Origin of the sequence: Actinacidiphila oryziradicis, from assembly GCF_005047355.1 — a bacterium.
Lineage (GTDB): Bacteria > Actinomycetota > Actinomycetes > Streptomycetales > Streptomycetaceae > Actinacidiphila > Actinacidiphila oryziradicis.
Map to the genome: position 1 here is coordinate 38872 of NZ_SUMC01000033.1, position 23297 is coordinate 62168.

The 23297-nt window shown below is 70.2% G+C and carries 25 protein-coding genes, 1 tRNA gene and 2 pseudogenes; 12 read left to right on the plus strand and 16 right to left on the minus strand.

The annotated features are described in order from the left end of the window. Positions 1-14: 14 nt before the first annotated feature. The 4 genes from mshC to FCI23_RS29345 all read right to left on the minus strand — a co-directional run bounded on the left by mshC (position 15) and on the right by FCI23_RS29345 (position 3564). A complete protein-coding gene (gene mshC / locus FCI23_RS29330) occupies positions 15-1244 on the minus strand; it encodes a cysteine--1-D-myo-inosityl 2-amino-2-deoxy-alpha-D-glucopyranoside ligase (protein WP_136726960.1) in 1230 nt (409 codons plus the stop codon). Positions 1245-1369: 125 nt separating this feature from the next. Beyond that, the gene (locus tag FCI23_RS29335; protein WP_136726961.1) at positions 1370-2224 is read right to left on the minus strand and encodes an SCO1664 family protein; all 855 of its coding nucleotides are present in this window, start codon (positions 2222-2224) and stop codon (positions 1370-1372) included. After that, positions 2188-2778 (minus strand): DUF3090 domain-containing protein, encoded by a 591-nt coding sequence (locus tag FCI23_RS29340; protein ID WP_136726962.1) that lies wholly within the window; start codon positions 2776-2778, stop codon positions 2188-2190. The genes FCI23_RS29335 and FCI23_RS29340 overlap by 37 nt, the downstream gene beginning before the upstream one ends. An 84-nt stretch (positions 2779-2862) precedes the next feature. Then, a complete protein-coding gene (locus FCI23_RS29345; RefSeq protein ID WP_136726963.1) occupies positions 2863-3564 on the minus strand; it encodes an MSMEG_4193 family putative phosphomutase in 702 nt (233 codons plus the stop codon). Between the two features lie 67 nt (positions 3565-3631). Here FCI23_RS29345 and FCI23_RS29350 point away from each other — a divergent pair, with 67 nt between their 5' ends. Further along, positions 3632-4642, plus strand: a complete 1011-nt coding sequence (locus FCI23_RS29350; RefSeq protein ID WP_136727021.1) for a magnesium and cobalt transport protein CorA — start codon at positions 3632-3634, stop codon at positions 4640-4642. Positions 4643-4669: 27 nt separating this feature from the next. On the opposite strand, the gene FCI23_RS29355 is transcribed toward FCI23_RS29350, so the two are convergent. Next, a complete protein-coding gene (locus tag FCI23_RS29355; protein WP_136726964.1) occupies positions 4670-5458 on the minus strand; it encodes a ferritin-like domain-containing protein in 789 nt (262 codons plus the stop codon). 337 nt (positions 5459-5795) lie between these two features. Here FCI23_RS29355 and FCI23_RS29360 point away from each other — a divergent pair, with 337 nt between their 5' ends. Continuing rightward, positions 5796-6371 (plus strand): hypothetical protein, encoded by a 576-nt coding sequence (locus FCI23_RS29360; RefSeq protein WP_246144138.1) that lies wholly within the window; start codon positions 5796-5798, stop codon positions 6369-6371. 138 nt (positions 6372-6509) lie between these two features. Here FCI23_RS29360 and FCI23_RS29365 read toward each other — a convergent pair whose 3' ends face one another. Next, a complete protein-coding gene (locus FCI23_RS29365; RefSeq protein ID WP_136726966.1) occupies positions 6510-7559 on the minus strand; it encodes an LLM class F420-dependent oxidoreductase in 1050 nt (349 codons plus the stop codon). 127 nt (positions 7560-7686) lie between these two features. Between FCI23_RS29365 and FCI23_RS29370 the strand changes: the two genes are divergently transcribed. Then, positions 7687-8667, plus strand: coding sequence for an aldo/keto reductase (locus FCI23_RS29370; protein WP_136726967.1), 981 nt, complete (start codon positions 7687-7689; stop codon positions 8665-8667). Between the two features lie 31 nt (positions 8668-8698). Beyond that, complete coding sequence (locus FCI23_RS29375) at positions 8699-10867, plus strand: helix-hairpin-helix domain-containing protein (RefSeq protein ID WP_246144139.1); 2169 nt, start codon at positions 8699-8701, stop codon at positions 10865-10867. A 9-nt stretch (positions 10868-10876) separates the two neighbouring features. Here the strand turns inward: FCI23_RS29375 and FCI23_RS29380 are convergent, their stop codons facing one another. Next, positions 10877-11485: a hypothetical protein gene (locus tag FCI23_RS29380; RefSeq protein ID WP_136726969.1), complete on the minus strand. Its 609-nt coding sequence runs from the start codon at positions 11483-11485 to the stop codon at positions 10877-10879. Positions 11486-11532: 47 nt separating this feature from the next. On the opposite strand from FCI23_RS29380, the gene FCI23_RS29385 reads away from it, so the two are divergent. Continuing rightward, on the plus strand, positions 11533-11721 hold the full coding sequence (locus FCI23_RS29385) for a DUF5703 family protein (protein ID WP_136726970.1): 189 nt from the start codon (positions 11533-11535) through the stop codon (positions 11719-11721). A 73-nt stretch (positions 11722-11794) separates the two neighbouring features. Here FCI23_RS29385 and FCI23_RS29390 read toward each other — a convergent pair whose 3' ends face one another. The 3 genes and pseudogenes from FCI23_RS29390 to FCI23_RS29400 all read right to left on the minus strand — a co-directional run bounded on the left by FCI23_RS29390 (position 11795) and on the right by FCI23_RS29400 (position 14420). Then, positions 11795-12607, minus strand: coding sequence for a chaplin (locus FCI23_RS29390; RefSeq protein ID WP_136726971.1), 813 nt, complete (start codon positions 12605-12607; stop codon positions 11795-11797). Positions 12608-12736: 129 nt separating this feature from the next. Beyond that, positions 12737-12974, minus strand: a pseudogene (locus FCI23_RS29395) (chaplin); the annotation flags it as partial. A gap of 120 nt (positions 12975-13094) precedes the next feature. Then, the gene (locus FCI23_RS29400; RefSeq protein WP_136726972.1) at positions 13095-14420 is read right to left on the minus strand and encodes a M20/M25/M40 family metallo-hydrolase; all 1326 of its coding nucleotides are present in this window, start codon (positions 14418-14420) and stop codon (positions 13095-13097) included. A 174-nt stretch (positions 14421-14594) separates the two neighbouring features. On the opposite strand from FCI23_RS29400, the gene FCI23_RS29405 reads away from it, so the two are divergent. After that, a tRNA-Leu gene (locus tag FCI23_RS29405) sits at positions 14595-14679 on the plus strand. A gap of 8 nt (positions 14680-14687) precedes the next feature. Here the strand turns inward: FCI23_RS29405 and FCI23_RS56755 are convergent. Beyond that, positions 14688-14849: a hypothetical protein gene (locus FCI23_RS56755; RefSeq protein ID WP_169316978.1), complete on the minus strand. Its 162-nt coding sequence runs from the start codon at positions 14847-14849 to the stop codon at positions 14688-14690. A gap of 305 nt (positions 14850-15154) precedes the next feature. Here FCI23_RS56755 and FCI23_RS63915 point away from each other — a divergent pair. After that, positions 15155-15685: pseudogene (locus FCI23_RS63915) on the plus strand (WD40 repeat domain-containing protein); the annotation flags it as partial. Positions 15686-15706: 21 nt separating this feature from the next. On the opposite strand, the gene FCI23_RS63920 reads toward FCI23_RS63915, so the two are convergent. Both FCI23_RS63920 and FCI23_RS29425 read right to left on the minus strand, forming a co-directional pair. Next, a complete protein-coding gene (locus tag FCI23_RS63920) occupies positions 15707-16378 on the minus strand; it encodes a hypothetical protein (protein WP_407646044.1) in 672 nt (223 codons plus the stop codon). A gap of 49 nt (positions 16379-16427) precedes the next feature. Next, positions 16428-16850, minus strand: a complete 423-nt coding sequence (locus FCI23_RS29425) for a hypothetical protein (protein WP_136726973.1) — start codon at positions 16848-16850, stop codon at positions 16428-16430. 66 nt (positions 16851-16916) lie between these two features. Here FCI23_RS29425 and FCI23_RS29430 point away from each other — a divergent pair, with 66 nt between their 5' ends. The 3 genes from FCI23_RS29430 (at position 16917) to FCI23_RS29440 (ending at position 19999) form a co-directional block, all read left to right on the plus strand. After that, entirely contained in the window at positions 16917-18131 is a 1215-nt protein-coding gene (locus FCI23_RS29430; protein WP_136726974.1) for a heparan-alpha-glucosaminide N-acetyltransferase domain-containing protein, read from the plus strand. Positions 18132-18363: 232 nt separating this feature from the next. Continuing rightward, entirely contained in the window at positions 18364-18639 is a 276-nt protein-coding gene (locus tag FCI23_RS29435) for an alpha/beta fold hydrolase (protein ID WP_169316979.1), read from the plus strand. Between the two features lie 223 nt (positions 18640-18862). After that, a complete protein-coding gene (locus FCI23_RS29440; protein ID WP_246144140.1) occupies positions 18863-19999 on the plus strand; it encodes a chitinase in 1137 nt (378 codons plus the stop codon). 179 nt (positions 20000-20178) lie between these two features. On the opposite strand, the gene FCI23_RS29445 is transcribed toward FCI23_RS29440, so the two are convergent. Further along, the gene (locus tag FCI23_RS29445; protein ID WP_136726976.1) at positions 20179-20694 is read right to left on the minus strand and encodes a MarR family winged helix-turn-helix transcriptional regulator; all 516 of its coding nucleotides are present in this window, start codon (positions 20692-20694) and stop codon (positions 20179-20181) included. A gap of 166 nt (positions 20695-20860) precedes the next feature. On the opposite strand from FCI23_RS29445, the gene FCI23_RS29450 reads away from it, so the two are divergent. Next, positions 20861-21412, plus strand: a complete 552-nt coding sequence (locus tag FCI23_RS29450) for a YceI family protein (RefSeq protein WP_136726977.1) — start codon at positions 20861-20863, stop codon at positions 21410-21412. Positions 21413-21685: 273 nt separating this feature from the next. On the opposite strand, the gene FCI23_RS29455 is transcribed toward FCI23_RS29450, so the two are convergent. Together FCI23_RS29455 and FCI23_RS29460 are read right to left on the minus strand one after the other, a co-directional pair. Beyond that, entirely contained in the window at positions 21686-22297 is a 612-nt protein-coding gene (locus FCI23_RS29455; RefSeq protein ID WP_211265507.1) for a DUF1345 domain-containing protein, read from the minus strand. Positions 22298-22515: 218 nt separating this feature from the next. After that, positions 22516-22899 carry a hypothetical protein gene (locus FCI23_RS29460; RefSeq protein WP_169316977.1) on the minus strand — a complete coding sequence of 128 codons (384 nt, stop codon included), beginning with the start codon at positions 22897-22899 and terminating at the stop codon, positions 22516-22518. Between FCI23_RS29460 and FCI23_RS63925 the strand changes: the two genes are divergently transcribed. Next, positions 22795-23181 carry an arginase family protein gene (locus tag FCI23_RS63925; protein ID WP_136726980.1) on the plus strand — a complete coding sequence of 129 codons (387 nt, stop codon included), beginning with the start codon at positions 22795-22797 and terminating at the stop codon, positions 23179-23181. The genes FCI23_RS29460 and FCI23_RS63925 overlap by 105 nt on opposite strands. Positions 23182-23297 lie beyond the last annotated feature (116 nt).

Here is a 23297-nt window from a genome sequence, read left to right on the forward strand (position 1 = left end):
GGCGGGAGGGCGGCCTACAGGGCTACGCCCAGCAGCGCGTCAACCGCTCGTGACACCAGCCCCGGGGCGCCGGTGTCCGTGCCGCCTTCCGCGGCCTGGAGAGCCGCCCAGCGGTCGACGGCCGCCAGTGCGGCAGGCGCGTCGAGGTCGTCCGCCAGAGCGGCGCGAAGCTGCTCGAGGAGGGCCTCGGCCGGCGGCCCGTCCGGGCGGGAGACGGCGGCGCGCCAGCGGGCGAGGCGGGCGACTGCGTCAGCGAGGACGGCGTCGGTCCATTCCCAGTCCGCGCGGTAGTGGTGGGCCAGGAGGGTGAGCCGGATCGCGGCGGGGTCGACGCCGTCGCGGCGGAGGGCGGAGACGAAGACCAGGTTGCCCTTGGACTTGGACATCTTCTCGCCGTTGAGGGCGACCATCCCCGCATGGACGTAGGCCTTGGCCATCGGGAACTCACCGGTGAGCACCTGCGCGTGCGAGGCGCCCATCTCATGGTGCGGGAAGGCGAGGTCGGAGCCGCCGCCCTGGACGTCGAAGGTCATGCCGAGGTGGTCCAGGGCGATGGCGACACACTCGATGTGCCAGCCCGGCCGGCCGGGGCCGAGGGAGCCGCCGTCCCAGCTGGGCTCGCCCTCGCGGGCGGCCAGCCACAGGATCGGATCGAGGGGGTTCATCTTGCCGGGGCGGTCCGGGTCGCCACCGCGCTCGGCGGAGAGGATCCGCATCGTGGTGGTGTCGAGGTTGGAGACCTTGCCGAAATTCGGGTCGGCAGCGACCGAGAAGTAGATGTCCCCGCCGAGTTCGTACGTCGCTCCGGCATCGCGCAGCCGTTCGATCAGCGGGATGATCCCGGGTATCGCCTCGACGGCGCCTATGTAGTGGGCGGGAGGCAGCATCCGCAGGGCGGTCATGTCCTCGCGGAAAAGGGCGGTCTCGCGCTCGGCGAGTGCCGTCCAGTCGATGCCGGTGGCGACGGCCCGCTCAAGCAGCGGATCGTCGACGTCGGTGACGTTCTGGACGTACTGGACCTGGCGCTTCGTGTCGAGCCACAGCCGCTGCACGAGGTCGAACGCGTTGTAGGTGGCCGCGTGCCCCATGTGGGTGGCGTCGTAGGGGGTGATCCCGCAGACGTAGATGCGGGCGACCGGACCGGGGTCCAGGGTCAGCGGGCCACCGGTCGCGGTGTCATAAACGGTGAGCTCACGGCCACTGCCGGGCAGGGCAGGGACGTCGGAAGCGGGCCAAGCATGCATGCATTGAGATTAACCGGGCGGGTGTTCCGCAAACGAACCGGAGCCCACCAGATGACGTGATAAGCGCCCTTGCACATGTCACTGCGCTGTGCATTGTGGTGCCACCCGAGGGGATTGGCCGGTTTTCAGATCGGCGGCCACGGAATCGCCGGCCACTCACCGCTCGGCTCGGGGTGGAGCCCGGCTGTGAGCAGGGCGTCGACACGCCCGGCCAGCGCCTGGACCTCCGCAGTGGTGAGCAGTTCCGCGAGACGGGTGCCGAGGCCGTCCGCCGACAGCCCGGCGGCGAGGCGGGCGAGGACCTCGCGGGCCTCGTCGGACAGGGCCTCACCGGCCCAGCCCCACAGGAGGGTGCGGAGCTTGTTCTGGGCGTTGAAGGTGACGCCGTGGTCGATGGCGTAGAGGTGGCCGTCGGCGGTGGGCAGGAGATGGCCGCCCTTGCGGTCGGCGTTGTTGATCACTGCGTCGAGGACGGCGAGGCGGCGCAGCCGTATGTCGTCGGCGTGGACAAGCAGCGCCGTACGCCCGTCGCCCACGTCCGCGAAGCCGACGGCCTTCCACCCGGGGCCCGGTTCCTCGCGGTCGACAAGGGCGAGGAGCTCGTCGGCTCCGCCGTCGGGCGCGGTTTCTATCCAGAGCTGGCACATGCCTTCGCCGTAGGGCCCGTCGCGCAGCACGGTGGGGGGTACGAGCCCCCATCCGGTGGCCTCGGACACGAGATAGGCGGCGACCTCGCGCTGGGCGAGGGTGCCGTCGGGGAAGTCCCAGAGGGGGCGCTCACCGGCGACGGGCTTGTAGACGCAGGCCGCCTGCCGGCCTTCGTACTCGACGGTGCAGTAGAGGACCGCGTTCGAGGCGTCGCGGACCCGTCCGCTCACGGTGAGCTGCCCGTGGGTGAGGAGCTCGGTGTCGGCCGAGGGGGCGGTCGAGGTGCCGGCCGTTGTCAGGCCGACCTCCGGTACCCGTTCTGGCGCGGGCATACGTGTCCTTCCGGGTCCAGGGGCAGGCTGCACAGGGGGCAGGGCGGACGGCCGGCGGAGACCACGTCGAGGGCGCGCTTGGCGAAGGACCGCGCCTGGGCGCCGGTGAGCCGGACCCTGAGCAGCGGGGGGCCGTTCTCCTCGTCCTGGAGCAGCCGCTCCTCGGCGCTCTCCAGGTCGTCCTCGGTCTCGACGTCGATCTCGACGAGTGCCTGGGCTTCGAGGATCATGCGCTCCTCGGCGCCGTCCCAGGCGAGAGCCATGGTGCCGACCCGGAACTCCTCCTCGATCGGAGTCTCGAGCGGCGCGGTGTCGTACACCTCGGGCGGTGCCACTGCGGGCACCGGGGCATTGCCGCTGGTGCGGCGTACAACCTCGTCGAGCAGCTCGTCGATCCGTTCGGCGAGCGCCTCGACCTGGGTCTTTTCCAGGGAGACGCTGGTGGTCCGGCCGGCGACGCTGGCCTGTAGAAAGAAAGTGCGCTGGCCCGGCTGGCCGACGGTGCCGGCCACGAACCGGTCCGGCTGTTCGTAGAGGAACACCTGACGGGGCACTGCTGCTCCGGTTTGCTCGAATGTTCGGTCACTCGTTCTTACGGGTGGACCATTTCCGGTCCCCCACCCTACTGCGGAAGCTGATCACCGCGCGCCGGCGCCGCCCCCGACCACTGCGTCGTCCTCGTCCTGCCCGGCGGGCCTTTCGCGCGGCGCCAGCCCGGCCAGTTCCCCGGTGTCGCCGAGCCGCAGCACAAACGGGCGTTGCGAGGCGTAGCGGATCACGGTGACGGAGCAGGGGTCGACGGCGAGCCGCTGGAAGAAGTCGAGGTGCATACCGAGGGCTTCGGCGGCAATGGACTTGATGATGTCGCCGTGCGAGCACATCAGGTACAGCGCGTCCGGCCCGTACTCGGCCTCGATGCGGTCGTTCCACTCCCGTACGGCGTCGACCGCGCGGCTCTGCATGGCGCGGATCGACTCGCCGCCCTCGCCCGGGAAGACCGCGGCGGAGGGATAGCGCTGGACGGTGGCCCACAGTGGTTGGTCGGTGAGTTCGGCGAGTTTGCGGCCGGTCCAGTCCCCGTAGCGGCATTCGCCGATCCGGTCCTCGGTGTGAACCGGCAGCTCGGGCCGGGTGTCGAGCAGCGGTCGTATCGTTTCGCGACAGCGTTGCAGCGGGCTGGTGACGGCAGCCGCCAGCGGGAGCGCGGCGAGCCGGGCGGCGAGCGCCGCGGCCTGGTCGCGGCCGCTGTCGTCGAGCGCGATACCGGGACTCCAGCCGGCCAGCACTCCGTCTGCGTTGGCGGTGGACCGGCCGTGCCGGACGAGGATGACGGTGGGCATGAACGCAACCATACGGCTCCGCCGCCCTGGCAGTCTCGGCGGCGCGTTCCGGCCGGGGAGCGCGACAATGGCGCGTGTGATCGTGGACTGTGCCATTTACCGGAACGGGCAGCGTGTCTCGGCCCCGGCCGATCCGTCCGACGCACTGGACGAGGCGCGCGCCATGGGCGACGCCTTCGTCTGGATCGGGCTCTACGAGCCGACGGAGAAGGAGTTCGACCTGGTCTCGGCCGAATTCGCGCTGCACCCGCTGGCCGTGGAGGACGCGCTGCGGGCGCATCAGCGGCCGAAGCTGGAGCTCTACGACGGCGCGCTCTTCCTGGTCCTCAAGCCGGTGGAGTACGACGACGAGAAGGGCACGGTGAGCACGGCTGAGCTGATGGTCTTTGTCGGCGACGCCTTCGTGGTGACGGTGCGGCACGGCCACGGGGTCACCCCGGCGGACATCCGGCAACGGCTGGAGGCGGAGCACGAGATGCTCAAGCACGGCCCGTGCGCCGTGATGTACGCGATCGCCGATACCGTCGTGGACCGGTATCTGCTGGTCGCGACCCAGCTCCAGACCGACCTGGAGGAGCTGGAGGCACTGGTGTTTGAGCCGGCCACTGTCAAGACAGGCGGCGGGCGCGCCGCCGGGAGCGTCGCCGGCCGGATCTACGGATTCAAGCGCGAGGTACTGGAGTTCCGCCGGTCGGTGGGGCCGCTGACTCAGCCGGTGCTCCGGCTCGCGTCGGGCGGCGTCCCTTTCGTGGAGCCCTCCGCCCAGCCCTTCTTCCGCGATGTCGCCGACCACCTGACCCGGGTGAACGACCAGGTGGAGGGCATGGACCGGCTGCTGTCCGACATCCTCGGCGCGCATCTGACACAGGTCGGTGTGCGGCAGAACGACGACATGCGCAAGATCTCGGCCTGGGCCGCCATGGCCGCGGTGCCGACGATGATCGCGGGCGTCTACGGCATGAACTTCGACCACATGCCCGAGCTGCACCAGGTCTGGGGCTACCCGGCGGCGCTCCTGGCGATGGCCGCGGCGGTCTTCGGCCTCTACCGCCTCTTCAAGCGCCGCGGCTGGCTCTGAGAGGCCGCGGAAGCGCCTGAGGAGCGTTCAAGCCGCTTCGGACGTGGCCGGTGCGGGGCCGCCCATCGCGTCGCGCCGCTTCGGCATGGCCAGGGTGACCATCCGCCGCCGGCCACCGAACCTCTCGTACCCGTACGTGGCGTGGATGCCGAGCCGCAGCAGCACCGCCTTCGTCCTGCCCCAGCCCAGGATCCGGCCCATATGGGCCGTCACAGCGAGGCTGACGTCCCGGTAGATGCGGATCTCCGCCAGCGAACACTCGTGCAGTATCCGCTGGATGGTCCGGCCGTGGCCCTCCCGGGCGAGTCGCAGCAGTTCCTCGTGGCAGTACGAAAGGTGGTTGTCCTCGTCGTGCGAGATCATCCTGACGGCCTTGCCGACGTCCGGATGGTCACCGAAGTACTTGGTGAGCATCGCCATCTGTTCGGAGGCGCGCTGCTCGGTGACCCGGCTGTGCGAGAGGTAGGTGACGATGTCCTGCTCGGTGAGCGGTTCGTCGCCGAGCAGCCGGACGTGGGCGAGCCCGATGCCGGCCCGCTCCAGCAGCATGGTGTAGTCGGCCTCCGGGGGCACAGGGAGGGGGTGCAGGCCGCGCCTGTGCAGCAGCGCACTGAAGATCCGGCCGTGTTTGTCCTCGTCGGCGCCGTGTCGGGAGATCTTGGGCGCCAGCTCCCGCTGGGCCTCGGGTACGAGGGCGGCGATCCTGCCGTTCTCCCAGCCGCCCTGGGCCTCGCCGCTGGCGGCGATGGAGCAGAAGAGCCGGAAGGCGTAGTCGTTGTCGAGGATCTCCCGGTAGAGACTGCGGGCGGAGAGCATCACATACCTCCTTCAAACGGGCATATATAAATGAAAGTCAAGTCCGCCGTACGGACTGAGGCAACCGGATCGCGGGGCAACTCCACCGAACGGTCCTGAGCCGACAGGAACTTAACGCGTAACCCATCACATTGCCGGGCGTTGTGTTTGGTAACGGCCGTGGCGGGGAAGACCCCCGAGCCCCCACCACGGCCGAATACGGAGCGATCCATTCCTCGGCCGCTGAACCGGTGATTGCCCCACCTCCTGGGTAAGGTGCAACAGGGCCGGGGGGTCACCGGGGGCAGGGATCGCAAAGCAGGTGGACATGTTCAGCAAGGCCACGAGGAGCCGACCAATGGCGCGCCGGCTGGGTCCGGCAGGCTCGGACTGGTCACCGTACGGGCGTCTCCAGGATGCGGCGGGGGCCTATTTCCTCCACGCGGATGTCGCGCTGGAGGCGATCGGCGGGGTGGTCGGACGGCGCCGGATCCGCGGCTTCACCCTCGAGCGGGTAGTGGATCTGACCGAGTCCGGCGCCTCTGTGTGGCAGGAGGCTGCCGTGTGCGACGGGCGGCGGCTGATCCTGTGGCACAGCGAGGAGGTGGCCGACGAGAGCGCCCCCGGCGGCACCGTGCTGGACTCCTCCGTGCAGGTGCTGCCGCTGGGCGCGATCGGCCATGTGGGGATGCGCACCCTCGTCGGGCGGGACGACCAGGGCCGGCGGGTCGACCGCGGGGTGTATCTGGTGCTGGCCACCGCGACGCCGCACGAGCTGAGCGCGGTCCAGACCGATCCGGACGCGGGGGTCTCGGCGGCCCGCTTCCGGCCGGAGGCGTTCCGCTTCAGCAAGTCCCTCGACGACGGCGGTCCGGGCCAGATAGCGCGGCTGATCACGTTCGGACGGCTGCTGGGGCGCCTGGTCCCGAGCTGAGAGCCCGCCCCGGGCTGAGCGCCTGCCCTGGATACTCCGGTCGGACCGGCCCGCGATGTCCGGTGCGCGGTGCATCGCAAGGAGGAACGCGGCGAGGCGCCGTGCCCGGCCCCGCGGGCCCGGGTCGCGTGGCCGGGGTCAGGCCAGCCCGGCCAGCTCCAACGCCTCGACACCCGCGCGCAGGGCCGCCGTACGCTCCTCCAGCGTGAATCCGGCGGGGGCCAGGGAAAGCGTGGTGACCCCGGCTTCCGCATAGGCCGTGAGCCGGTCGGCGATGCGCTCGACACTGCCGAGCAGGCTGGTCTTGTCGATCAGGTCGCGCGGGATGGCCGCCGCGGCGCCGTTCTTGTCCCCGGCCAGGTACTTGTCCTGGATCTCGGCGGCTTCCTTCTCATATCCCATGCGCTGCGCGAGCTTGTTGTAGAAGTTCTGCCGGCGGCTGCCCATGCCCCCGACGTAGAGCGCGGTGTACGGGCGGAACAGGTCCGCCAGCGCGTCGATGTCGTCGCCGAGGGCGATCGGCACAGTCGGGCAGACGTCGAAGCCCTCCAGGGTCTTCCCGGCCTTCTCACGGCCCGCCCTGAGCGGGATTAGTGCGGTCTCCTCCAGATGCTCCGGGTCGCAGAAGATCAGCAGCGCACCGTCGGCGATCTCGCCGGTCTGCTCCAGGTTCTTCGGTCCGATCGCGGCGATGTAGAGCGGGATGTGCTCGCGCACCGGGTGCACGGTGAGCTTGAGCGGCTTGCCGGGGCCGCCGGGGAGCGGCAGGGTCCAGTGCTCGCCCTCGTGGGAGAGCCGCTCGCGGGACATCGCCTTGCGCACGATTTCGACGTACTCGCGGGTGCGGGCCAGCGGCTTGTCGAACTTGACGCCGTACCAGCCCTCGGACACCTGGGGCCCCGACACCCCGAGGCCGAGGCGGAAACGGCCCCCTGAGAGAGTGTCCAGGGTCGCGGCCGTCATGGCGGTCATCGCGGGCGTACGGGCCGGGATCTGGAAGATCGCCGAGCCGACGTCGATCCGCTCGGTCTGCGCGGCCACCCAGGACAGCACGGTCGGCGCGTCCGAACCGTACGCCTCAGCGGCCCAGCACACCGCATAGCCGAGCCGGTCCGCCTCCTGGGCGACGGCGAGGTTGTCACCGTCCATGCCGGCGCCCCAGTAGCCGAGGTTCATCCCGAGCCGCATACCGCTCTCCCTACCGATCAGTAACGTCTTCGTCCCCACGGACTGTAGCGCCCCCCGGCTGATCCGGCGCCTGTCGGGTCCGTCACTGCTGCCCACGGACACCCTCTGGCCAGTAATGTCACCCGTCATGGAGCAAAGGCACCTCGGCCGCACTGGTTTGCGCGTGTCCCGGCTCGGGCTCGGCACCCTGACCTGGGGCCGGGACACCGGCGAACGTGACGCCGCCGACCAGCTCAAGGCCTTCTGGGAGGCCGGCGGGACCCTGGTCGACACCGCTGACGTCTACTCCGACGGCGGCGCGGAATATCTTCTCGGGCGGCTGATCGAGGATCTCGTCCCCCGGGAAGATCTGGTGATCGCCACCAAGGCGGGCAGCGTGCCCGACCCCTACCGGCGGTTCGACGGCTCACGTGGCCATCTGCTGGCCGCGCTGGACGCCTCGCTGCAACGGCTCGGCACTGATCACGTGGACCTCTGGCAGGTCCACGCCTTCGATCCGGTGACCCCGCTCGAAGAGACCCTCCAGGCCCTCGACATCGCCGTCGCCTCCGGCCGGGTCCGCTACGTCGGCGTCTCCAACTTCTGCGGCTGGCAGCTCGCCAAGGCCGCCACCTGGCAGCGTGCCGCCACCGGCCGCACTCCACTCGCCAGCACCCAGATGGAGTACTCGCTCCTCCAGCGCGGCATCGAGCGGGAAGTGCTCCCCGCCGCCGTCGACCTCGGCCTCGGACTCCTGCCGTCCTCGCCGCTCGGCCGGGGTGTACTCACCGGCAAGTACCGGCACGGCACCCCGGCCGACTCCCGCGGCGGCTCCGAGTCCATGGCGCCCTTCGTCGCGCCGTACCTGGACCAGACCGCCCGGCGCATCGTGGACGCCCTGGCCATAGCGGCCGACGGGCTCGCCACCACCCCGCTCCAGGTCTCGCTGGCCTGGGTACGGGACCGTCCCGGCGTCGCCGCCCCGATCGTCGGCGCCCGCAACGCCCAGCAGCTCATGGCGGCACTGTCAGTGGAGGCCCTTAGTCTTCCTGAAGAGATCTGCCAGGCGCTGGACGATGTCTCGGCGCCGCTGCACCGCTACCCGGACCACGACTGGAGCACGCTCTGAGCGTACGGTCCACCGCACCCCGGAGGCCATCGTGACCGACGACCACACCGCCCAGGACACCGCCGTTCCGCCCGTCGGCGGCACGCCCGATGACGCCGGCGCGGTCGCAGCGGGCCCGGAGCCGTCGGCCGGCGAGACGGCCGGCGTAAAGCTGCCCCCCGCGATCCAGGACCTGGCGGCTGCCGTCCGCGCCATCGAGCGCGGCGAGGGGCCCGCCCATACCCGCCCCGCCAGGCGCACCAGCGGCACCGGCCCGGCCGCCCGCCCGGCGCCGGACACGGCGGCCCCGCAGGCCCAGGCTCCGGCGGCCCCGCAGCCGGAGGCTCCACAGGCCCAGGCCGGGGCCCACACCCCTGCTCAGGCCCCTGCCACGCCCGTGGCCGCGCCGCCGCCCGGGCACAGCCTCAGTGCGCTGGACGCCGCGCGGTCGGCGCTCACGTCGGGCGGGGCGCCGGAGTCCCTGGCGGAGTCCGCCGTGGCGGTGCTCGGGGAGCGGGCCGGGGAATTGCTCCGGGAGGACCCGTGGCAGGTACTGGCGCTGGGCGGAGTGCGGGCGGAGCAGGCGGACGGGTTCGCCAAGGGCCTGCTCGGCGACGGCTGGGGGCCGGACGATGAGCGGCGGGTGCAGGCACTGGTCGTATGGCTGCTGGAGCGCGCGGCCGAGCGGGGCCACACCGCGCTGGAGTCATCCTTGCTGCGCACCGCGCTGGAGCGGCAGTCGGTGCCCGATGCCGAGGAAGCGCTGCGGTCCGCCGTCGCGGACGGGCGGGTCCTGGTGTTCCACGACGCGGAGGACGTGCCGGGAGCGAAGCCCGATGAGGACGACGAGACGCCCGTGCGGCTGCTGTTCGGCCTGGACCGGTACGCGCTGGCCGAGGAAAGCCTCGCGGACGGGCTGAACCGGCTGCTCAACACCTTCGACCTCGGCGGCACGGATACCGGCGAGGCGGACGGGGCGGGCGAGGCGGACGGAGCGGGCGAGCCGGACGGGGCAGACGGGGCGGCGTGGGAGGCCGCGGCTGTCACGGCACCGTCCGCGTCCGCCGCCGCGCTCATCCGGGCGGCGGCCGTCAGCGGCCTGGTCGCGCACGCCGGCGGCGAGGCGGCCCGCGCCGAGCCGGCCGCTCTGGTCGCTGCCGCCCGCTCGCTGGGCCTGCGCGCGTATGCCGCCGCGCACACCGAGGACGGCCGGCAACGGCTCGCCGCGCTGCTGGGCGAGGGCGGGGGCGGGCGCGAGGGGGGCGACGCCGCCGTCACCGTCGCCGGGCTGCTGGCGGGCCGCGAGGGGCCCGGGCGGGACCCCGACGGCGCGCTGGCGCTGGATCTGCTGGCGGTACTGGACGCTCCGCAGCTGGACGTGGAGCTGGCGGCGACCCTCGTGGAGTCGGTGCCCGACGGGGCCCGGCTGGTGCTGAGCGGGGATCCCGGGGTGCTGTGGTCGGCCGGCCCCGGGCGGGCCTTCGCGGATCTGCTGGCGGCCCGGAGCTGCCCGCAGGTGGTGTCCCGGACACCGGACCCGGGTCCGATCGGCGAGCTGGCGTCGGGCATCGCGATCGGCGAACTGGAACAGGTGGAAGCGCCGGGGAAGGAAGTCGTGATCGTCCCGGTGCGCGATGCCGGAGAGGCGGTGCACCGCACCGTCCAACTGGTCGCGGACTCGGTACCGCGAGCGATCGGGGTGCCGGCCGACCAGACCCAGGTGATCACCCCCGGCCATGGCGGCGCGGCCGGCACCCGGGTGCTGAACGCGGCCCTCAAGGAGCGGCTGAACCCGGGCCCGGGCCGGTTCGGCGGTTTCGACCCGGGAGACCGCGTCGTGCACATCCCGGCGCCCGGCCGCGCGGTGCCCGGCACCGTCGTGTCCGCCGACGCCGCGGGGCTGCACCTGGACTGCGGCGGCATCCCCGTCGTCGTACCCGCTACGGAGGTCGGCACAGCGGTGCGGCACGGATGGGCGCTGACGGCGCACCAGGCTGCTGGCACACGCTGGCCGGCGGCCGTGGTGGTGCTGCCGGGCGACGCGGTCCGAGAACTCACCCGCGCGTGGGTCTACACGGCGTTCAGCCGGGCGGGACGCCACCTGTCCGTGGTGCAGGGCGCCGACCAGGCGCTGGCGCGGGCGGTGGCCGAGATCCCGGCCCGCGAGCGGACGACGCGCCTGCGCGCGGTGCTGCGCGAGCAGGCGGCCGCCACCGGGTAGGGCCCGGGCCTACAGGTCCGGGTCCAGGGCCTCCAGTTCGTCGTCGAAGACCGCGCTGACGTCGAACCGGCAGATGATCAGCTGCGGTGCCGCCTGGTCGAACGGGGCGCCGAGCCACTCCCCCGGCTCGGTGGGCTCGGCCGCCGACACCCAGAGCGTGGAGTCGCCCTCCTCCAGGCCGAACTCCTTGTGACGCCGGTCGACCTCATCGGGTTCGTACTCGCCGAACAGGACGCCGATCGCAGCGTTGACGCTGGTGCCGGCCCCGGTGTCGGCATCGGTGAGGCGCTCTGCCTGGCTGAGCAGCCGCTGCGGATCAGCGACGGTGTAGTCGCGGCGGATCAGGACACTGACCGCGCCCGGCTCCTCCGGGCCCTCGTACCCGGGAAGGGTGTCGCCGGATGGCACCTCGAAAGGGGTGACCTCGTCGTAGGCGTCGTAAAGCAGCTCGTCGTAAGCCTCGGCCGCGGAGGCGAGGGCGTCGAACGCGGCGTACACCGCAGGATCGTCCTCCCCCGTACGGTTCTCGATCGCGTCGAGGTGACGGTCCAGCGCGGTCTTGACCGCCTCTACGGCGGCACGTACCTCGGCAACGGTGGGCTGCACAGCATCAGACATGCAGCAGACGCTATCCGTAGCAGGGTGTTCCGCGCACAATAGATGCGATGCCGGAATACGAATTCAGAGATGTGTACGTGCCGCGGGGCGTGTCCCGCAACGACGCACAACGACTACTGACCGACCACGCGGAGTACGGCCACTGGGAGTTGGACCGGCTCCGTCTCTACCCCGACGGCAGTCGCAGGGTGCGGCTGCGCCGCCGGATCATCCGCCAGCTAAGGGCCACTTGGTGACCGGGCTGATGGCGGAGATCACACGGATCGGGGCCCCGCCAAGCGGGGCCCCGATCCATCGTGAGCACAGCTCTCAGTTGCGGACCGAACGGGCCCGGCGGAGGAGCACGGCGCCGCCGAGCAGCAGACCGGCGCTCGTCGCCAGGGCCGCGCCAAGGTCGCCGGCACCTGTGTGAGCGAGTGACTCCTTGAGGCCGGGGTCACCACCGCCGTTCGGATCGTGCCTCACCGGCTCGTCCTTGATGGTGGTGTCCGGATTGCCCCGGTGACCGGGGTGGGTCGGGTTCGCGGGGTGACCCGGGTGCCCACCGCCCGGGTGGCCCGGGTAACCCGGGTGACGCGGACCCTCGGGGTGGTGGGGGTGGTGGGGGTAGTGGGGGTGGTGGGGGTACTCGTGGCCATGACCGGAATCCGACGAGTTGACGCAGGTGGTGTTGGCGACGGAGTGGCCCAGCCCGAGGACGTTCACCGAGTTCCCGCACGCGTTGGCCCGGAGGTCGATGGGCGTCTGAATGACGTTGCCGGAAAGGACACCCGCGGCCTCTGCCGAGGCCCCGCGGCCGTGGTGCCACGAACCGCCGCCGTGACCGGCCTCGTGGCCCGAGCCATGACTGGCCCCGTGCCCCGAGCCGTGCCCGTGCGAGGAATTGACACAGACGGTGCCGGCTGCGGAATTGAGAATCCCGACGAGACTGACAGTGTTGCCGCAGGCGTTGACCGCCGTGAAGATCGGCACCTGGACGACGTTACCCGAGACAAGACCGGACGAACTCGCTGAAAGGCCCTTGGCACCGGTGTCCGCGTGAGCGAAGCCACCGGTGGTGACGGCGAGCACACCGCCCGTGGCGACCGCCGTGAGCAAGCCCTTCTTTGCGACCTGACGCATGTTTTTCCCTGCCTTCTGAAGCTATGGACCGTTTTCCGATTCCCACCCCTGTACCCGAGCGGCCCCGGAACGCGAATGCGCGCTCCGGGGCCGCTGGGTTGATACCCTCAGTAGGTCAACACGGCATCGCTTGTTGATGCAGGTGTTGCCAAAGGCAGGGTTCAGCAGGCCCACGATGGTGTTCGTGTTGCCGCACAGGTGGACCGGGATGTGCACAGGCACCTGGATGGCGTTGCCCGAGATGGCGCCAGGGGAACCCACGGCGGCACCCTCCGCGACGGAGTCCGGAGTCGGCTACCGCCAGGCCCGCACCCGCGAGAACGAGACCGCAGTCGACAGCCGTGAAAGCGACGACCTTCTTGGCCATTTTTCCTCCTTGCCGGCATATGCGGTTCCCGCCTCGGGCCACATATGAGACAACGACTTCGGAGGAAACCGGCTACGACCTCCAGGATTCGTTCACTCTTTTCGGTTAATCAGCCGTTTTTCAGCAACCAGAGAGGAAACGGTCCAACACTCGGACGCCGAACTTCAGACCGTCCACCGGCACCCGCTCGTCCACCCCGTGGAACATCCCCGCGAAGTCCAGCTCCGGCGGCAGCTTCAACGGCGCGAAGCCGAAGCAGCGGATGCCGAGATCATCGAAGGACTTGGCATCGGTGCCACCGGAGAGCATGTACGGCACGGCCCGGGCGATCGGGTCCTCCGCCTTCAGAGCCCGCTGCATCGCCTCGACCAGTTCCCCGTCGAAATCCGTCTCCAGTGCCTTGTCGCCGTGCACGTCCTCCCGCTTCACCCGCGGTCCGAGGATCCGGTCCAGGTCGGCCAGGAACTCCTCCTCGTGACCGGGCAGGAAACGGCCGTCCACATGCGCTGTGGCCTGCCCCGGGATGACGTTGACCTTGTAGCCGGCGCCGAGCATGGTCGGGGCCGCGGTGTTGCGCAGCGTCGCCCCGATGATCTTCGCGATGCCGCCGAGCCTGGCGAGGGTCTCGTCCATGTCCTCCGGGTCCAGCTCAATACCGAGGGCATCGGAAAGCTCGTCGAGGAACCCCCGCACGCTCTTCGTGACCCGCACCGGGAACTTGTGCCGCCCCAACCGCCCGACGGCCTCGCAGAGCTCGGTGATCGCGTTGTCGTTGTTGGTCATCGAGCCGTGGCCGGCCGTGCCGTCCACGGTGAGCCGCATCCAGTGCATGCCCTTCTGGGCCGTCTCGATCAGATAAAGCCGCAGGTTCTCATTGACGGTGAACGAGAAGCCGCCGACCTCGCCGATCGCCTCCGTCACACCCTCGAACAGGTCCGGGTGCTTGTCCACCAGGTGCCGTGCCCCATAGACGCCCCCCGCCTCCTCGTCCGCCAGGAACGCCAGCACAATGTCGCGCGGGGGCTTACGGCCGCTGCGCAGCCGGTCCCGTACGACAGCCAGCGTCATCGCGTCCATGTCCTTCATGTCGACCGCGCCCCGGCCCCATACGCATCCGTCGGCGATCTCACCGGCGAAGGGGTGATGGGTCCAGTCGTCCGCGTTGGCCGGTACGACATCGGTGTGCCCGTGGATCAGCAGCGCGGGCCGCGACGGGTCCTCGCCGGCGATCCGTGCGACCGTGGAGGCCCGGCCCCTGTGCGACTCGAAGATCTGCGGTTCGAGACCGACCTCGGCGAGCTTCTCGGCGACATACTCTGCGGCGCCCCGCTCACCGGGCCCGGAGTGGTCTCCGTAGTTGCTGGTGTCGATCCGGATCAGGTCGCGGCACAGATCAACGACCTCGTCCTCGGCGCTGATCGAACGGGTGGGGTTCGACTCGCTCACGCTGTCTCCTCCTCAATAGGGGTCCACCGCCATCCTCCTCCGCCCGTCCACCCCACCCCAAGGCGCCCCGGTGCGCGTCACACTCCCGTCACACAGGCACCTGCGATCGGGGGCCCCGGATGTTTGCTATGGTTTTCCACGTCGCGAGGGGCGGAAGCCCTGAGCGCACACCCGGTCCGGGTGGCGGAATGGCAGACGCGCTAGCTTGAGGTGCTAGTGCCCTTTATCGGGCGTGGGGGTTCAAGTCCCCCCTCGGACACGTACCTTTCACCAACGGAAATCTGGATGCGGGTCGGGACCAATCCCGATCCGCATTTTGCGTTGAGTGTGGTCGTAGGTCATCCGCAGCCCGAGCGCGCGATAGAGCCGGGCTTTGGCGGCCGGGTCGGCGGTGCGCAAGGCGTCGACGGTGTCGCTGGTTGCGTGCACGATAGCGGCGATCTTGTCGCGGCTGAGCTGGTGGCGCCGGGCGGTGCGGGCGGCTGTGGCTCGGGCGGTGGTGCGGCGGGTTTCGGTCTCGCGGATCCATTCGGCGACGGTGGCGGAGTCAGCGGCGCCGGAGTCGATGAGGGCGCGGTTGCCGGCGGGCTTGCGGTCGCAGTCGCGGATGATGGCGGCGGTTTCGTCGGCGGCGGGCTGTGTGGGGGCGTGTGGCCGAACAGCTTGCGCTGCCGCAGGCGTTCTCCAACGCCCCGAACGGCCCCGTGGGGAGTATTCGCACCGCCTACGAGCAGGTGGCCCACCTGCTGGCGGGACGGCGGCCGCTCGGGGAACGCGCCGCCTACCTTCAATTATCTGCCCACCGCTGCCAGTCCGGCGACCTGGCCACCCGGATCGGCGAACTGGGCCTTCCGCTGCCCTGGACAGCCCGCTGGGCGGTATGGTCACTCACCGGCACGCACCGCCAGCTCATCGGACACGAAGGTGCCGTCACAACTGTCGCAACGGGAGAACTGGACGGCCGACCGATCGCCGTGACCGGTAGTCACGATGGCACCGCCCGCGTCTGGGACCTCATCACCCATCGCCAGATCGGCCAGCCGCTGGAGACCATCCGCGCCGTCATGTGCGTCGCCATCTGTGACCTCGGGGAGTACAGCATCGCCCTGACCGGTTGCGACGACGGCTCGGCGCTGTTCTGGGACCTGTCGACAGGTCGCCAGACGCGGCCGCCGTTGCGGGGCCACACCAACGCCGTCACGGCGGTGACCACATACGAACTCGCCGACGACATGCTGGCGGTCACAGCGAGCGCGGACGGGACCGTCCGGGTCTGGGAGCTGGCGTCAGGCCGGCAACGAGGAGCGGCGATCACCGGACACGGGGGCGGTGTCGCAGACATGAAGTGCGCTGAGCTGCATGGCCGCCCAGTGCTCGTCACCGCCGGAGACGACAGCCGGGCGGGGGTCGGCGGTCGCGTCGATGTCGATGCGGACGGTGACGTTCTCCTCCACGGCGCCGGCGATCTGCTGTGCGGCGGCGATCGCCTGGTTCACGCTCTGGGCGCCGATTCCGGGGATCTGCTGGAGCGCGTACGGTCTGGCGTCCAGGATCTGCCGGACCCTGGAGTACCCGGCCCGTTCGAGGCGCCCAGGCGCAGTCGGCCCTCGGTGACGTCCTTGAGCCGGGAGACGGGGATGCCGTCCAGCTCTTGGCGCGCAGGTGAAGGCTGTCGCGGGCAGGACGCGGGGCAGAGCGAGTACGGCCACGGAGAACTTCCATGCGACTTGTGCCTGATTGCTGCCCCCGGAGCGCTTCCAGGCATTGAGATGAAACAGGCTCACCTCCCGGCCACGGAGGCTGCCCTGGAGCAGGTCGCGGATCCCGTTGCCCTGCGGCCCCAGACTGAACGGGTAGCCGCCCCGATCGAACGTGACCAGGTAATCCGGGGCCTTGTCCCGGTAGGTCCAGGCCGGGTCGTCCCGGAAACGTTTGATGCTCTTGCGGACCTCGAACACTGTCGTTTTCTCCCCGAAGAGGACGGCGCGGCGCGCTGTGCGGACGGGATCAGTTCTCCAGGTCGCTCTCGATGGCGTTGCCGGCACCGTAGATGATTCCGTCGATGGCGATCCGCTGCCCGGGGTGGAACACCGGATCCGATGCGTCCGCACGATGCTTGCCCTCGCCGGGCTCATAGATTTTTCCACCGGCGTGGTTCGCACCGCCGGCGGCCCCGGTCAGACCGCTGGTCAGCATGTCCGGAAGGACGTCGGAGCCGTGCTTGCCACCCTGCAGGATGTCCACCCCGTCCGCGGCGGCCTGCCCGCCCGCGCTGCTCACCGCACCCATGGCGAGGCCGCCGGTGAGGCTCGTGCCGTCGAGCGCTGCGGCGATCTTCGTCCCCGGCGCCCACGCCTCCCCAGCGGCGTGCGCCCCGGAGCTGGCCGCCCACCGCGGCTCCCGCCACCCGGCGGCGGAGGATCCAGCCATCCGGCGGGTGGCTTCCCGATATCTGCCGGATAGTCTACGACCTGTGCTTATCCGACGGTTTAAGACATGACGCAGATCACCACGCCCTCTCCCTCTCCGGCTCTCGGGCAGCTGTCCGAGGACGCCGCCCGGACGCCCCGCCAGGCCGCGACGGGCCGTCTGGTGGGCGTGGATCTCGCCCGCGGGCTTGCGGTCTTCGGGATGTTCGCGGCCCACGTCGGCCCGGACCCGTCCCGGGGCGGGGTGACCGGCTACCTGATGGAGCTCTGCTACGGGCGCTCCTCAGCGCTCTTCGCCGTGCTCGCGGGGGTGACGCTGGTCATCATCGCGGGCCGCCGCACTCCCAGGACCGGCCGTGACGGCCGGCAGGCCTGCGGCAAGATCGTGATCCGGTCGCTCATCCTGCTGGCTCTCGGCACCGCGCTGTCGATGACGGGCACCTCGATCGACGTGATCCTTGCCTACTACGGCTTGTGCTTCCTTCTGGCGCTGCCCTTCGCCAGACTGCGCGCCAACACGCTCGCTGCTGTCGCGGCTGTCTGGGCGCTGGCCGGACCGCAGCTGCTTTATGCGATCCAGACCCAGCTCCACGGCAGCGGCTGGGCGCAGACCATCGCCGCACACGACCCGGTCGCCAGGCTGAGCGGGGAAGACGGTGTCCTGGAACTGCTGTTCACCGGCGACTACCCGGCGCTGGCTTGGATGCCCTTCGTGTTGGCCGGCATGGCGCTGGGCCGCCTCGACCTCGCTTCGGCAGCCGTTCGCATCCGCCTCGCCGTCCTCGGGCCGGCCCTCGCCCTCCTCGGTTATGGCGGCTCATGGCTGGCCTTCCGCCTCTTCCCGGGCATCGTCGCCTCCACCGGCGCCCCGCAGGCGTGGTGGTCCGACACCGGTGGTTCTCCCACCGGCAACACCCCAGCCTGGCTGCTGGTCGCCTCCCCGCACAGCGAGACCACACTGTCGATCCTCGGTAACACCGGCATCGCCGTCACCGTCGTCGTCGCTGCGCTGGCCGCCATGGACCACTGCCCACGCCTGCGCCGCTTCGCCGCTCCGGTGATCGCGGTCGGCTCCATGTCGCTCACCGCGTACGTCTTGCACATTGCTGCCATCGGCGCCCTGGGCACCGAGGAACTGCCCGACAATTCGGCCCTGCCCGTTCTTCTGGCCTTCATCGTGACGGTGATGATCCTCGCCTTCACCTGGTCCCGCTTCTTCCAGCGCGGACCGCTGGAGCACCTGCTCGCCGGCGCCACCAAACTGGCACGCCACATCCAGTGACTTCCGGAGCCCATGCATGAGAACGCCCCCCGCTGTGGCAAGGGCGGCCGGCGGGGCCGTGCTCCCTCAGTCTGACCACCGGCGGCCGACCGGGCGAGGCCCAGTGGCCTTCCCCCATCCCGCCAGATGTAACAGCCAGCTGGTGAGCGCAGCGACAATGACGACGGCCCCACCCAGCCACAGTCCGACGGATGATCCGGCAGCGAACGCCACACCCGTGATTGTGCTTCCGGTGACGGGCCTCGCGGAGGCCCTCGGCCTGAGGGTGGCAGTGGCTCCGTGGCTGGAATGGGCTCCGCCCCACGACATCGAGACCGTCGCGGAGTCCGTTGCGGCGCTCGCACGGCAGAGCCGTCCGACTGTCCTGATCGGACATTCCACCGGTGGGTTCATCGCGCTCTCCGCCGCGCTGCGGGTTCGGCACACCGGTGCCGTCCGTGGCGTGGTGGTGTGTGACAGCGGGGCGAACAATTGCCGGGCCCGCAGCGGAACGCGCTGCGGCCGCTGACCGACGACCAGATCGCCGCTGCCAAAGGCCTCGTTGTCCCGGCTAATAAGCGTAAGGACCTTGACAGGTGATTGGACTAGACCAATCATAGGTCGCAGTCCGTCCGACGGGTCCGGAGAATTCCAGGGGTTGGGGTGACCACGGGGGGTCGGACGGATTTCGCACACACTCTGCGCTCATTTCTGTCCTGTCCTGCCTGCTCTTTTACGCCGTGGGAGCGTTGATGAAACGATCCAGACCCGTTCGTGCCCTGCTGGCCGGTATGGCCACCGCTGCCGTTTCCGCCGGACTGGTTGTGCTCGGCGGAGGCGCCGCCCAGGCCTCCGCGGCCGACCCGGCACCCATGCCGGCTCACGTGGCGGCGCCGTACTTCGAGGCGTGGACCGGCGAGAGCCCGGCTTCGCTCGCCGCTCAGTCGGGCAATAGATACCTGACGATGGCGTTCCTCCAGACGGCCTCGCCCGGGTCCTGTACGGCGTACTGGAACGGGAACACCACCCAGCCGGTCTCCAAGTCGGTCTTCGGCAGTGACATCGCGACGATCCAGAAGCGCGGCGGCAATGTCATCCCGTCCTTCGGCGGTTACTCGGCGGACACCACCGGGACTGAGCTCGCCGACAGCTGCACAAGCGTCGACTCCATCGCCTCGGTGTACGAAAGCCTGGTCACGACGTACGGCGTGACCCGCATCGACCTCGACATCGAGGCCGACTCGATCAACAACACCGCCGGCATCGACCGCCGCAACAAGGCGGTCGCGCAGGTCGAGCGCTGGGCCCGCCACACCGGCCGCAGCGTGCAGTTCTCCTACACCCTGCCCTCCTTCGCGACCGGACTCGCGCCCAGTGGCGTGGCCCTGCTGCAGAACGCCGTCTCGAACGGCGCCCGCGTGGACGTCGTCAACATCATGACGTTCGACTACTGGGACGGCGCCACCCACGACATGGCCGCCGACACCAAGACAGCCGCGGCCGGTCTGCACGACCAACTGGCCGCGCTCTACCCCTCGAAGCGATCCGCGCGACTGTGGGGCATGATCGGCGTCACCGAGATGCCCGGGATCGACGACTACGGACCCGAGGAGACGTTCACCACGGCGGACGCGGTCACGGTGGAGAACTGGGCCGTCTCGAAGGGAATCAACACCCTCTCCTTCTGGGCACTCGAGCGCGACAACGGCGGCTGCCCCGGCACCGCCGGTGCCGGCTCCTGCTCCGGCGTCCCGCAGTCGGCCTGGTACTTCAGCCACGCCTTCGAGCCGTTCACCAGCGGCAGCAGGACCAAGGCCGACAGCATCCCCGCCCTGGCCTCACCGAGCTCCACCTCGGCGGAACGGGCGGCCCGGGGCGAGCACATGTGAGCGGTGCGCCGGTGAACGGTGCGATGGATACCGGGCCGGCACGGGCCTTGGCCCGGTAACCCGAAAACGGTAACCCGAAGGCGGTGCACCCTGCGAGGGGCGCCGCCTTCGCGGCTTGCTGGGGGTGGCTGTGGGGCACCTGTGACGTGCCGGCTGCCGCAGGCACAGCCTGCCGTGGGTCAGTGAGCGGCGGGGCCCGGGCATCCGGCGAGCGGCTCGCCTACTACGCCGAGGGATCCCACAGTGGCCTCAAGAGCGGCGAAGCCGTCGCCGCCCAGGGGTTTCACGATGCGTCGGCGCACTGCCTCGGCGAGTACTCCGACAGCGGCAACAGCGGTCTCCCGGCCCAAGACCGTCAGCGCGGCGAACGTCACTCGGCGGTCCGTACGGGAGGGGCGACGCTCGACCAGACCGGCATCGACCAGTCGGTCGACCACTCCTGTGATTCCCGCGGTGGAGAAGCCGAGAAGCTCGGAGAGTTCGCGCATGGGCGCCGCCTGTTCCGGAGACTCGGCCAGGAAGCAAACCACCTGGAGCGACGACGGCGGCAGACCGACCTCGTCATGAGCATCGGCCAACAGCAGGTCGGTGATCCGCCGGAAGCCGCTGTCGACAGTGCGCCAGCGACGCAGCAGCTCGACCTCTTCTGCGCCGGGACACTCCCCCGCCCCCTCCGGCCGCTTTGGCTCCCCCATGTCCGGCTCCCGTCTGTCGTCTTCTACCAGGTCATCACCCGCTTGCCGAGGATAGCTCAGCGAGCTATTATCTCGGCAGCTATCTAATAACCTCCTTTATATTTGATTGTTCAACTGTATACCTCGCACTCCATCCGCTCCTCTCACGAAAGGAACACAGTCGACAGTGTCTGACATAACCGACGGTTCCCAGCGCGCCATATCCCTGACCGACGTCACACCCGGCCACTGGACACTCGACCCGGCACAGTCCACGGTCAACATCGAGAACAAGTCGATCTGGGGCCTGGTCAACGTCAAAGGCGTCTTCACGAAGGTCGTGGGAGAGGGCGAAGTGCTTGCCGGCGGGTCCGCTCACGGCACCCTGACGATCGACGTCGCCAGCCTTGACACCAAGCACGCCAAGCGTGACATCCACCTGCGGGGCACCGACTTCTTCGACGTGGACAAACACCCGTCGATCACCTTCACGGCGACCAGCGTCACCGCGAACCGTAACGGGACCGCCGAGGTGACCGGCGAGCTGACGGTGCGCGGCACCACCCGTCCGCTCGCCCTCACCGCCCAGGCGAGCGAAGTCTCCGCGGACGCCGTCACGCTCACCGCCAGCCTCTCCGTCGAACGGACAAACTTCGGCATCACGTGGAATCAGCTCGGGATGCTGAAGCCCGTCACGTTCGTCACCATCACCGCGCGCTTCACCCGGCAGTCCGCGTGATCCGGGGACGGGGCCGGACCATCGGCTTCCGTCCCGCTCAGCCCTACGGCAGCCCGCACGAACGCACTTGAGGGGACGGAGTTCGACGCGGAACACCAGCCCGGCGGCGCCCTCTGTCAAGAGGGGCGCCGCCGGGCTCCCCTTTTTCCGCCGTCACCGGGCCTCGGCACTCGGGGCTGAAGGCCGGGTGCGGCGTCCGACACTGCGCGGAACGCCTCCTCCGTGCCGGCCGTCCCCCGCACGTCCACGAGCCCCTGACCCACGCGCGGGCCGTCATCGGAGGATGTTGACCGCACGGGCCACGACGAGGGCCACGACGACAAGGGAGATGGCGGACTGCACGAGCATCAGGAGCTTTGCCCAGCGGGACAGGGGCATCGTGTCCGTGGGGCTGAAGGCTGTCGCGTTGGTATAGGAGACGTACAGGTAGTCGAAAAAGGTGGGCTCCCAATCCCTGCTGGCGATCTCCGGTGTCTGCATCTGGGGGAAGAGGAAGTCGGGGTTGGGCTGGTGCGCGTGCGCCCGGGCGACAGGACCTCCGCGGTCGAATTCCCAATACCACAGGGCGAAAACCACGACGTTGGTGCCCCAGATCGCCGCTCCCTCGAAGAGCAGCGGGCCGGCGGTGCGGCCTTCGCTGCCCGTAATCAGACCATGGATGAGCAGGGACAGCGACCAGGCGTTGGCCACGCTCGCGATCGCGGCCAAGCCCAGGGAGGTGGCCCGGAGCGGCGCGGACTCCCGGTTGATCCTCGCTGGATTGAGCACGAGAAGGGCCACGAGGAAGGCTCCTTCCAGGGCAGGCAGCAGCCAGTGAGGGTGAAGGGTGAGCCTTTGGGGCTCCGCCAGTTGCGCGCCGATGATGAGGGCGATCACTGCTGCCACCTGCCATCGGTGCTCGCCCTCAGTCGGCCGCCGCCACGCGGGTGCCGCAGTATCGTGCCGAGCGCCGTCCATGACGATCAGTGTCCCTCCGCGGCGCCGTTCGTGCTGACGGGCGCGCTGATCGCGTGGACGATGCCCGGGTACCTCACTGCTGGCGGAGGCTGCGGCCGCACAGCAGATCGTGGGCGCGCACGGCGAACCACAACTCGGCTATGTGCTCACTGCGGTTGAGTCCCCATTAGGGTCTGCTTGTGCATGTGCAGGTCTTCGGCGGCCAGTTGCCAGGACCGGTTGCGCACCAGCACGGTCCGCAGGGTGCGGAGGTGGTCGGTGCCGCGCTCGGCGTCGTGGTCGAGGAGTGGGCCGGGCACTCGGGACACCAGGGACTGGGCCTCGGTCGGTGTACGGGGCAGCAGCAGCACGGTCCCGTTCCCGTAGCGGATCAGCCGCCGTTCTTCGGCCTCTGCGGCGCCCGCCACCATCGACAGGAGCTCGCCATGCCCACGCCATCCGCAGGCCCCGATCCGGTCGGCCCGCTGGACGCCCAGCGGGTCCCCCGCTTCTTCGGGCCGGGTACCTTCGCCCGGCTGCCGGAGATCCACCGGGTCAACGGCTACGACCTCGCGATACTCGGCGTCCCCTTCGACGCGGTCACCTCCTACCGGCCCGGCGCACAGTTCGGCCCGGATGGCCGTACGGCAGGCGTCCCGGAATCTGCCGCGCCGTGCCGGGCCGCCACAGCCGCCGTCACGGCGTGTCCAGTGCCGGTGAGAGGCATGGCGTCCTTTCGGCACGGGAGAGGTTACGGGCGAGGGGCAGCTCACAGGGCCCGGAGCTGCCAGGACCGCCCAGGGCGGTCGTGGGCCGGAGGCAGCCCTGCCTAGTCGGCGCTGTAAGCGGGCCCAACTCCGACGGAGCCCCGCCACGATGCCCCGGCAGATCCGCCGCACAGCCTGCGGTGCGCCCGGTGCCGCTCCCCCGGTACGGCCGGGGAAGCGGC